Here is an 11,628-nt window from a genome sequence, read left to right on the forward strand (position 1 = left end):
CTTCCTTTAATTCAATATCGGCTGCTGGATTTCACTGTGAGGAAAAAAAACAAGCTGATCATGTTGACAAAGAAAATCAGTCCAATCGCTGCTACAGGCAGGCTTAAAGGCCCCCAAACCAACAGATTTGACCACCCCAAACCCGATAACAGTGGGGGCATAATCGCAAGCACGGATACCAGCACTGTGTTCAGCACGATGAACACGATGGGAAAATATTTACCGCTATTTTTTCCCCCTTTATTTTTTTTACCGACTTGCTTTTTCCCGCTTTTATAGAGGGTTGCCAGTAAAAACAGTACGCCTCCCAACCAGAAAATGGCCGCCGCCACTACGGAGACCCAATCGTTCACATCGATGGGAAATTTTTCTGGTAGGAATTGCGGAGAGGTGCCGCGCAAATGTTCGAATATCGACTGCCCCAGGTCAATCACCTGGGGGCTATTACTATTGCCCAGCAAGACAACCCCCACCGCCGCCCCGGGATCAAACGCAATATAGGCGGCGGCGTTGGGATTTTGCCCCGGATGGCTCCAACCAGTGGTTTTATCGGTTTCCACATCCCAACCATAAGCGTATCCCTCGTTGCCATCCCCAGCATAAGGGCGTTTCGCCTGTTCCAGCGCTGCATATAACGCAGACAATGGTTGATCGCTGTGATTCAACGGCAGTCGGCGCAATAAAAACTGCAACCAAATTGCCATATCCTGTGGGGTGCTGAGGACATAACCGGCGGGCGTGTTTTGCAGATAACGGGGTGCGTCATACGGCTGGGCGGTGGTAAAACTGATTTTATACCCCGGAATACGTACTACCGGGGTGCTTTCCGCCGGAACATTCCCTTCTACCGTGGTGTTCTTCATGCCCAGAGGCAGAAAGATTTTTTCCTGCAATAAGGTTGCGAACGGTTTCCCCGCCGCTCGTTCAGCCGCCAAACCGAGCAAACTGTAATTCAGTGTGGCGTATTCTTCCTGAGTTCCGACGGGATAGGCCAGAGGAACACTTTTTAACAATGCCGGCAGTTGCGATAAGGCATCTGGGTTGCTGTTAGGTTGCAGAAGGTCAAGTGTATTTCTTGCAATGCCGCTGGTATGGAACAACAGGTTTTGCACCCGAACGGCGGAATAGCCCATTTCTGGATGTTCCGCCAATTCAGGTATCCACTGCGTGATTGCATCCTGTCGGCTGAGTACCCCTTCCTGTTCCAGTAACGCAATCAGCAATCCCGTAAAGGCTTTTGCCGTGGAAGCCAGTTCAAAACTCCCCGCTTCCGCCTTACCCAATCGCGACGTATACACTGTGTCGCCAACAACGATACTCAACCCGCCGGTAGGAACCTGATCAGTATTCCAACGGCGGTTGAGTTCGCTGACAATCTGTTCCGAATTGCTTTGTATCGCCCCGACAGCCTCCGCAGAAACATTCCCCGCCAATGCCAGCCAAATTGCGACAAAAAAAATACCTATACGAACACGTCCGGCGTTAATCATTGGATTCGCTCTCCTGCCCAGATGTTGCGCCGCGTAATTTGCGCCGAGCCTGCAACGAGCGCCGCTTATCACCCAACCCTGATTGCGGCGTCGGCAACTTTCCTTCGACGGATTCTGCGCCGGATTCCCCTGTAGATCGTGACGGGGCCAGTTCTTTGCTCAACTCCCGCAAGGAGGCAGCCTTAAACAATAGTGCCACCGGTATATCCCGCTCTAATCGTTGTTCCAGTCTTTTTGCGAATTGAATGAGATCCAGAGAAGTCGCGCCCAAGGTGAAGAAACTGGCGTCCACATCCAAACCCTCAACCCCCAAAAATCCTTCCAGCATGGAACGCATCGCTTGAAGTAAACTCTCCGCATTCTCGCCTTTCAGCGATTTATTGGCGGCAACATTGGCAACACCCGACGCATTCAGCGTTGAACCGGTGCTGAACAACATCTGTTGGGTATGCCATTGTTTTTCCAGCACGGAGCCAATGGGAAGTTTAGAAACCGCAACATAGGGCAATGGGGCTTGATGAACCAATGCCGCCATCGCCAGCGCTATCTGGGTGCCTTCCACATTGGACAGTCCTTCCGCCTGCAATTTTTCAACAAAAGTGACTTCCTGACTGCGTTCCTCCATCGCAATGACAATCTTGCCGATATGTTTCCCCTGAGCCATATACTGAAATGCCCCGGAAATCTCTTTGGCGGGATAAACTTTAGTTGGTAAAGGTTTAAGGGCTTCTTGCTCCAACAGTGCCGTGACTTCAGCCCAAGCTTCTTGATAGGCGGGATGTTCCGCTCCTGCCTGTACCGCGTGGAAACTGCCGCCTTCGGCAAAAATCGACAGCCCCAGTTGCCAGTTTTGCAAAATGTCCCGCAACCCCAGCTCCAGGAATCGGCCTTGTGGTGCCAATAAAGAGACGCTTTCTTCCAGCAGTTCCCCCGCCAACGCATTGAGGATCACGTCGAAAGGCCGGTCTCCTAGCTCACGACGGAAAACGTCCCCGAACTCCCGCGTTCTGGAATTCGCGGCGCCTTGAGCACCCATGCCTATCAGTAACCGACGTTTTTCTTCACTGCCCGCCGTCACCCATACTTCCGCCCCCAAATACAGGGCGATTTGCATCGCTGCCATACCCACCCCACCCGCAGCGGAATGGATCAGGATGCGTTGCCCCTTTTTCAAATTGGCGGCGTGTTTCAAGGCGATCCAAGCCGTCGTCAAGGCGACGGGAATGCCTGCGGCCTGTTGAAAGCCTAATGTCTGTGGGATAGGCGCGACGACATGCTGTGGCATCACAACGTGTTCAGCCAAGCAGCTATGTCCGGCACACATCACACGATCACCAACGCGAATGCCAGTGACCCCCCGTCCAATACGGGTGACGATGCCTGCCGCTTCCTGACCAAAGGTCATGGTGGGATCAGTCGGTGCCGGCAACACACCAAGGGCGATTAATACGTCCTTAAAGTTAAGCCCCGCCGCCTTGACCTGAATTTCTACATCCAAAGCGCCTAAGTCTTTACGCGCCTCAAGTTGCGAGACAAAGGAAAAATTCTCGCCGCCTGATTCGCTGTTGTGCAGACGCATGACACTGTGCAGTGCGGCATCAGCCTGATCTGCTTTAACGTCTCCCGCCGCTTGCATTGGCGCTGTTTGGTTGACCGGTGATTTATCCGCTAATGCCGTGGAAGCATCGACCAGTAACAGATCATTCATCTCGACCAGCAGAGTGCCCGCCTCCGAGTAAATATTCACCTGCAACAATTTATTGGTGCCGATATCCTGCATCTGGACATGGCTTTTCACACGGTCACACATGGGAGCAAATTGTGTGAATCCACCGATTGAGATCGGGGCAAATTGCACATCATCATCTTCTGGAGAGGCAATCAGCGTCGCTGTATCCAATAACGCAACATGAAGCCCAGAGGCTCCAGCTTCGCCCTGATAGGCAGCGGGAAGCTGTAACTGGTTCAGTACTTCGTTGGGGCCGGTCTGATCGACAGCGACCACATTTTGCCAGCGAGGGCCGAAGGTCAGAGCCGCCTTCGGGCTAACGCCGATGTTATCCGTGGCGCTAAACAGATTCAGAATCCATTGAGCAGGAAGAGATCGAACAGGAAGAGATTGGCCGGAAGATGCAAGCCGACCGTCGCGAGAGATAATTTTACCGCTGGCATGTTTACGCCACGTTTCATAGGAAAACTCGCCATTGCCCGAAAAAATCTCAAACGTATTCAATTCATCGGTGAAAACTACAGCGGCATCAAGATCGGTATCGTCAGCCACCACCAACGGCCTCTCAATGGTGATCCCCTGCAATGAGAATGCCTCCACCGTTTCAGTCCGCAACTCACACGCCGCACGGTGAGCCAGAACGACCATTCCCATAGCAGGCATCACGGTGGTTGACGCATCAATCCGGTGTTCATCAAGCCACCAATCATTTTTAGCGCTCAATCGGTGGCGCCAGATTGGAACTTCGGATATTGGAACATCTGATATTAAAACATCAGGTATTCCAGTTTTCGACGGATGTTTAAGCGCCTGATCCAATTGCTGTGCAGAGCGCGTTGCCATGCCAGATTCCGCCCAATCATCCCACGCAACAGCCAGTGCTTTGCCACCTTTGTGACGAACCTGTTCTGCATAGGCTTCCAGACAGGCGTTAGCGGCAACATAGGCAATCTGGCCGATTTTTTCTTTCGGCAGTAAATTACCCAGACTGGAAAACAGCAGCAGTGCCGGATTGCCAAGTCGATTCAGATTATCGCAGAGGAAGCGGGTTCCGCTGACTTTGGGTGCCAGTGTCGCAATGGATTCCGCCTCAGAGCGCATTTGCAACATAGCTCCCTCTCCCCGACCAGCGGTATGGAATACGTAATCTATCCCCACACCTTGCGCGGCCAATTGGAATACCGGCGCAAAAGCCTTCGCCAGAGATTCATCATTCCCCATCTCGGCGCACAAAAATTCCACCCGACTGCCTTTGGCTTCGAGGCTCAGTGCCCATTGCAACAACGCTGTGTGGGAACCATTACTTTCAATCTCCGCCAGCCAATCCCGTCTTTTCGGTAAAGACTGACGCACCAGCAATAACAGATTACAGTGATAAACCCGCGCTAAGTGTTCGGCAATCGCCGCCCCCATGCCGCCATTGGCGCCAGTGATCAGCACCCAACTGTTGCGACTGATGTTCGGCAACGTGTGTGTCAGAGCCTGTTTTTGCACACGTGAAGTTATCCGCCGCCGCCAAAAGCTATCTTCTCCAAGATCATTCTGGCGGAAACAATAGAATTGACCGCCTTGCCGCGCTTGTTCACTCCCCTCTGGTTCTCTCCACGGCTGCAACCCACGCGCAATTGTCTCCGCGTCTGAATGTTCCAGATCTACGCAGAGCGTGGTGATATCGGGATATTCTTCCGGCAGGATCAGCAATGGCCCCTGAAGCTGGTTTTTTTCAGCATTCAGCGTTTCCGTGCCATCCCACGCCACCATTTGCGTGGCAGGGAAAAACAGCCGCATTTTCGGTGCCGGATTTTGTGCCGCGCTCCATCTCGCCAGAGCCGTAGGCAGCCAAAATGCCCAGAACTGTGCTTGCTGTGCGTTCAAATCATCCAACAAGCCCGTGACAATCACGTCCATCACCGCCGATGCCTGCAATCCTTGTTGCGCCAGCCAATCTGACAATTCGGTGTAGATATGCGAGAAATCGATGCGGGTAAAATCAGTTCGCCAAGAAGCACATTCGATAAATTTCGGCTCGCCGCTATTCAGCGCCAACGCTTCAACCAGACTGCGTTCTCTTTCGGTAATCTGCTGGCAAATGATCCATGTTGTCGGCACGGTTCCCGGCTTGGCTACGCTTTCTGACGCAGCAACATTGACTTTTTCCCATTCGAATCCGTAATAATGCGAGCCGAAAAACAGCGATGAAAGGGTTGGCATAGCTGTTGCGTTCGGTTGCGGAGCACGTTCTTGTGGCAAACAGACCTCTCGTTCAAACGCATGACCGGGCAAGTGAATTTTTTTATCAGCAACAACCTGAGATTGTGGGTGGATCTGCGACCATTCAATATTTCCGCCATGTGTCCAGACCTTGGCAATAAACTGCAATGTGGAATTTACTTCGTGATCCGCGCCTTTCGTCCCCAACGTCGGCACCACGCTTTCCACATTGAGTTGCAGCCATTTACGCGCATGCTGCAACAAATCCATGCCAGTGCCGATTTGCGCAAAGAGCGATGCGGGATGATCCTGTGCCATAGGCTTTAACGCTGCCCCAAATTGCACGGGAGACAACATTTGTTTGACCCAATATTGGGGATCGCGCATCTCATCTGCTGAGATTTTCCGCCCCAACGCGGTTGAATAGATAGCGCACTGCGCGGGTTGCAGATGATAGTTTTTCAGCAGATCACCAAACGCTTTCGCGGCTGGTTCAATCATCGGGGTATGGAAGGCATGGGATACGGCCACTCGCTTGAAAGTAAAATCCTGCTGCGTTAGCCAATTTTCCGTTTCTGCAACTAACCCTTCCTCGGTCGCCAGCGTCCACGTTTTCGGGCTGAGTTCCGATATGCACCAAAGTGTGGCGGGAAAATGGCCATCAAACTCTTTTTTGCCGGACTTCTGGTTTTTGTTGGATTTCTGGCTAACCGCAAAGACCGCACCTTTGGGCATGGAATCCATCAGTCTGGCTCGGGCGATCACCAATTCCATGCCCTCTTCAAGACTGAACACGCCCGCAACTGCCGCCGCAGCGAACTCGCCCAGACTAAATCCGCACAAGGCGGTGGGCTGACAGCCAATTTGCTGTAACCAAACCCCCAGTGCCGCCTGAGACGCATATAAAATGGGCTGGAGGTGATAAGTTGACAGTTGTTCAGGCCGCTTGATCCATTCGATTACAGTTTCCCTGTCAATCGACCTGTTTTTTTCTACAGACGTGTTTTTTGCTACAGAAAAAAGCGCCGCGGCTTTGTCCAGTAACCCTAAATAGAGTTTCCCGAATTCTGGATATTCAGCCGCAAGGCGTAACCCCATTTCTGGTGATTGAGAACCCTGCCCCGGAAATAACCAAATCTGCCCTCCCATCGCTTCATAAGCGCCATCCATCAAGGCCCAGTGATCAAGCTGTTGCTTCCAATCATCACTATTTTGGGCGACAAAGGCAGCCCGGCTGGGGTATGCGGGACGATTGTCCTGCAATTGTCGGGCAATGGCGGCCAAATCCGACGTTTCTGTTTTGGCAATACGGTTTGTGCTGGAAATACGGTCTGTTTTGAAAATACTGAGGTGAGTCGAATACGCTTCCGTTAATTGCTTCAAGGCTAAAGGCGATTTCGCCGAAAGGGGCAATATCTGCATCGGCATCTTGTTTTCTGCCGTGTCTGCCGTTTCACTGGCGGTTTCCGGCGGCGGTTCTATCACCTGTTCAAGTAATAAGTGAACATTCGTTCCGCCTATGCCGAATGAACTGACGCCAGCGCGCCGAATCGCCTGTTGTGCCGGCCAATCGGTGGCCTGAGTCGGCACCCAAAAGGGAGTTTTAGCCAGATCCAGATGCGGGTTCGGTTGTTTGAAATGCAGCGAAGGCGGAATTTTACCAAAGCGGACACTCAAAGCGGCTTTGATAAGCCCAGCAATACCGGCGGCGGAATCCAGATGTCCCATGTTGGATTTGACGCTGCCCACCGCACAACGGAATTGATCACGTTCGTCTGGGGACAACAGCTCCCGTGCCACCTTGTTTAATGCCTGAATTTCGATGGGATCGCCCAGTACGGTCGCGGTGCCGTGCGCTTCAATCATGCCCAGACTCGAAAATGGAATATCTGCCAGCCGGTAGACCTGCGAGATCACTTCCGCCTGTCCCTGAACACTGGGCGCTTCAAAGCTCACTTTCCTGTCGCCATCATTGTTCATGCCAGATTCGACGATCACGGCGTGGATGGGATCGCCATCCGCCAGCGCATCTTCCAGCAGTTTTAACAGCACCACTGCCACGCCGTTACCGTTCACCGTCCCTTTCCCATCCTCGGCAAAGGTTTTGCAGTGTCCGTCAGGGGACAGGATCATGCCATCCTGATACAGATAGCCGCCCGCCACCGGATCAGTGATGCACGCCCCACCCGCCAGCGCCATGTCACATTCTCCCGCCAGCAACGCCTTGCAAGCCAGATGCACGGCAGATAATGAGGTTGAGCAGGCGGTTTGCACATGTACTGCTGGCCCGTTCAATTTCATGCGATAGGCGATCTGCGCCGCGAATGAGGCCGGATCATTGTAATTGCCGGCATCGAACATTTCCGAGATATCCTGACTGGCTCCCGTGAATTGTCCCAACCGAGCCAAATTCAACGTGGAGCCGATAAATACACCGGCGTTTAACGATGAATCACCAGGAGAAATCCCTGCATCAAGAAAGGCGTTGAAACTGACTTCGTGCAGTACCCGAAGTTGCGGATCCATTTTCCGCGCTTCCCGTTGCGAATAACCGAAAAAGCGATAATCAAAACATTCAACGTCCTCAAGGGTCGCTTTGGCAGGCACGTAATTGGGTTGGTCAATAATTTCAGGAGACGCACCCGTGGCCAAAAGTTCGTCCCGAGAGAAAAACGACACCAGTTCCCGCCCTGCCAGCAGGTTGCGCCAAAAACTTTGCCAATCGGGACTTTGGGGAAATTTGCAGGCAATGCCAATAATTGCGACTTCATTGCCGGTATATTCACGCTTTATCATGCTGAACTTCCTTTTGCTTTACGTCGCCTGTCCGCCAGTCTGTTTTTACCGGAGCGAGCCGACGATAAAATGGATTCTTGGGATGACGACTTACCAGAATCAGTGGGTGCACCCTCGATATTCTCCGCATATTCGGACGATAAACGGCTCTGTTTGATCCAGTCGGCAAAGGAGGAGATGGTCGGGTATTCGAATAAGACGGCAACACCAATGTCCTGATGAAATGCCTGTTGCATCTGGGATTGCAGTGCAATGATCTTGATAGAATCACCACCTGCATCGAAGAAATTCACGTTGGTAGCGGCAACGTGGGTTGCCAGAACCTCGCCCCAGATCGCTTGTACTTGGGCTTCAACAGGATCTGTCAATGGCGCAGGATTCACAGAGGCTTGCGTTTGTTGCCTCTCAGCCACGAGTGCTTGCAGCCGCTTACGATCCACTTTGCCCGTAATCGTGCGTTCAAAACCGTCCACAATCACAATGAGCGCAGGATTCCACGACGCGGGGAAATGTTGGCGGATATGTTCCCGCACACGGGATTCCAGCATGACAGGCGATTCAGCACTATCGACAAAAAGATGCCATTGACGCTTTCCTGCCTGCTCCGCCGGTAGCAGATAGCAGGCTTTTACCTGATCTAACACTTCGACGGTTCGCTCCAGCTCACGCGGCTCAATGCGAACACCGTTCACTTTCACCTGATCATCAATCCGCCCGAGATAGCTAAAACCGGATTCATGAGAAAAAGTGACCGCATCACCCGTGCGATAGAAATATGGAGTCAGGTTCTGGTATTCGATAAGCGCTTTGGCGTGGACAAAATATCGGGCGGATTCAACCGGATTGGTGGTGTAACCATGAGCGACGGCTCGTCCTCCCACCCAAAGTTCACCGCGGATACCAACGGGCAGAGGCTTGCCGAATACGTCCGCGCAATAGGCAATGACGTTTTGGATCGGCCAGCCAATGGAAACTTCCGAAGTTAAAGCCTGTTTCGCCGTGAGACAATCCACGGTCGTCTCACTGGGGCCGTAGTGGTTACTGACGGCATAACCCTGCTGTAACAAATCGTCCCTGAGACGTTTCGGCAACTCTTCGCCGCCAAATATCCACAATCGCATCGCAGGGAAGAGAGGTGCGTCTTGAATAAGCTGCGCAATGGCACCCGGAATGAAGTTGATTAGCGTGATGGACTCATCCCGCAGCAGATCGATGAACGCCTGTCTTTCCAGCAAGACATTCGGCGAGGGATAGACCAGCGTGGCACCGACGACAAAGCTGGCAAACAGATCTTCCACACTGGGATCGAAATTCAGGTCGGTCAGACCCAGCATCCGATCTGCGGATGTCAGGTGAGTTTCCTGCACAAACCAGTCCAGTAAATTTGCCACTGATTCGTTACGGATGGCGATGCCTTTAGGGGTTCCGGTGGTGCCTGAGGTGAAAATAAAGTAAAACTCATCTTCCGGTCGTCGGTGGCGCCACAATGTTGTTGCGTTAGCGGAAGATAAAAGTGTCGTTTCCGATTCAATATATAACAACAAGTGACGCCCGATATCGGCGCCGAGTTCTTCGCCCAGCGCTGTGTGACATAAAACAATGCCGCAATCAGCTAAAGCCAGCAGGCTTTTTTTACGTTGCACCGGATCTTTCGGGTTGAGGTAAAAGTAACTCCCACCACTGAACAAAATCGCCAATATCGCCTGAGTGGATAACAGCCCTTTTTCGAGATGGAGAGCCACTCGATCACCCGGAATAAAACCCGCTTCCCGTAACCGCCCCTGTAAAACACCTACGCCCCGCAGCAGTTCGGCATTGCTAATGCTGTGCCGATTGTCGATCAGGCTGATTTCTTGGGGAAATTCGCTGAGGCGCTGGTAAATGCGCGACAACAATTCGTTGATATCAGGATGTTGTTCCCTGATTTCTCCCACTACCAAAGAAACTTCTTCCGGGCTGTCTGTCTCTTCTGGATTAGCTGGACGGAGTTTTAAGACCCGATCTTCAATCAATCTATCTGCGGGGTGATTGATCAGATCCGCCGCCAGCGAGTCAAACGCGTTAAATGCCATTGTGACTGCGGCAGGATCACCTTCGTAAGCCTCTCCTGCACTCAACTCAACATGCCATCGTTCCACCCCGGAAACGGTCAGTGTCAAACCAAAGTGGGTCGTCTCTTCACTGTGCAGATCTGCTAAAAATGCACCATAACTGGCGTCCTGTAACGTGGCATCAATGGGATAATTATCGAAAACGACGATCGAGTCATACAGTTCGTCCCGTATTCCCGCCGCTTCCCTGATGGTCAGAGGCGGCGTTTTTTCATGTTGCTGGGTCTGTTGCAGTGCCTGGAAAACAGCGCGCAATGCGGCTTCCAAATGCCATTTGCCATCAAGGGCAAGGAGCAACGGCACGGTATTGGTGAACAACCCCAGCGGCTGGTGATCAGCATTTTGTGTTAAGGCCGCTCCCCTACCAGAAAATGTGCAACCAAACGCAACGGTTTTTTGGAAAGTAAATTTGGATAATGTCAGCGCCCAGCACAGATAAATGAAACTAGCCGGAGTCACCCCTGCACGACGACACAGTGCTTCTATCGCCGCCTTTCGCTCCCCGTTCCATACCCGGTCCGCGGTTACCTTTCTGCCTGTTTTCGGCCTTGTTTTCTGCTTAATTGCAATGTGTTCAGAAGAGCGGAACAGGGGTTCAGCCAGTAGTTTTGTCGTCGCACAGCCGTCTTCGTCAGGCAATTGTTGGAATATGCTTTGCCAGTATTCACGACTGGATGCCAACTCTTCTTTGCTTAACCCTTTCCAAAGTTGCTGCGCGTACAGCCGTGAAGCCAGAGGAACGATTTTTTGTTTACGCAAGCCCTGCAACCACAAGGAAATCAGCAACGAACTGCTCCAACCATCCATCAAAATATGGTGAAAGGAGAAAGCGAAGTTTAACGTTCCTGCGTGAACATCATGGAAACCTACAATACGGAATACTTCGCTGTTCAAGGTAAATGGGGTTGCTTTCGACTGCGCCAGCCAGTCAAGGCAACGTTGTTTTATCGACGGCGCTGAATTGGCAGAGTCAACACGGACATATTCCAGCGGGATGCGCGGCGATGCGTATACGATCTGATGGGGAACCCGAATGCTTTTCCAGGTAAACACCGATCGCAAGGCGGGTTGTGACTGCTGTATCTGGTGCCATACTCCGAGAATTTCTTCCTTTTCAACATTCGCTTTCAGGCTGAATGTCACGCCGATGTGATAGGCGCTGTTTCCGTCTTTTAAAGCGTGAAACAGTAAACCGTTCGCTTGTGGCGTCACCTGTAACAGTTCTTCAACGTAGTTATCAATATAGTTATCAATGTAGCTATCAATGTCATTGTGCTTGAAATGCGTCATA

Annotated in this window: 3 protein-coding genes; all 3 read right to left on the minus strand. The window is 52.0% G+C overall.

Annotation, left to right across the window (positions count from 1 at the left end):
• Window positions 1-11: 11 nt before the first annotated feature.
• Genes H8A87_RS01550 through H8A87_RS01560 form a run of 3 tightly spaced genes read right to left on the minus strand, consistent with a single transcriptional unit; the run spans window position 12 to window position 11,627 of the window.
• Window positions 12-1,490: a serine hydrolase domain-containing protein gene (locus H8A87_RS01550; protein WP_198688261.1), complete on the minus strand. Its 1,479-nt coding sequence runs from the start codon at window positions 1,488-1,490 to the stop codon at window positions 12-14.
• Window positions 1,483-8,226, minus strand: coding sequence for a type I polyketide synthase (locus H8A87_RS01555; RefSeq protein ID WP_232370017.1), 6,744 nt, complete (start codon window positions 8,224-8,226; stop codon window positions 1,483-1,485). Before H8A87_RS01555 ends, H8A87_RS01550 begins: the two co-directional genes overlap by 8 nt.
• Window positions 8,223-11,627 (minus strand): AMP-binding protein, encoded by a 3,405-nt coding sequence (locus H8A87_RS01560; protein WP_198688262.1) that lies wholly within the window; start codon window positions 11,625-11,627, stop codon window positions 8,223-8,225. Before H8A87_RS01560 ends, H8A87_RS01555 begins: the two co-directional genes overlap by 4 nt.
• Window position 11,628: the final 1 nt, after the last annotated feature.

The organism is Xenorhabdus lircayensis (assembly GCF_016306625.1).
GTDB lineage: Bacteria > Pseudomonadota > Gammaproteobacteria > Enterobacterales > Enterobacteriaceae > Xenorhabdus > Xenorhabdus lircayensis.

Bases quoted from the DNA above. Each gene is read 5' to 3' on its own strand.
- H8A87_RS01550 (WP_198688261.1), bottom strand. From the start codon at position 1,490: ATGATTAACGCCGGACGTGTTCGTATAGGTATTTTTTTTGTCGCAATT.
- H8A87_RS01555 (WP_232370017.1), bottom strand. From the start codon at position 8,226: ATGATAAAGCGTGAATATACCGGCAATGAAGTCGCAATTATTGGCATT.
- H8A87_RS01560 (WP_198688262.1), bottom strand. From the start codon at position 11,627: ATGACGCATTTCAAGCACAATGACATTGATAGCTACATTGATAACTAT.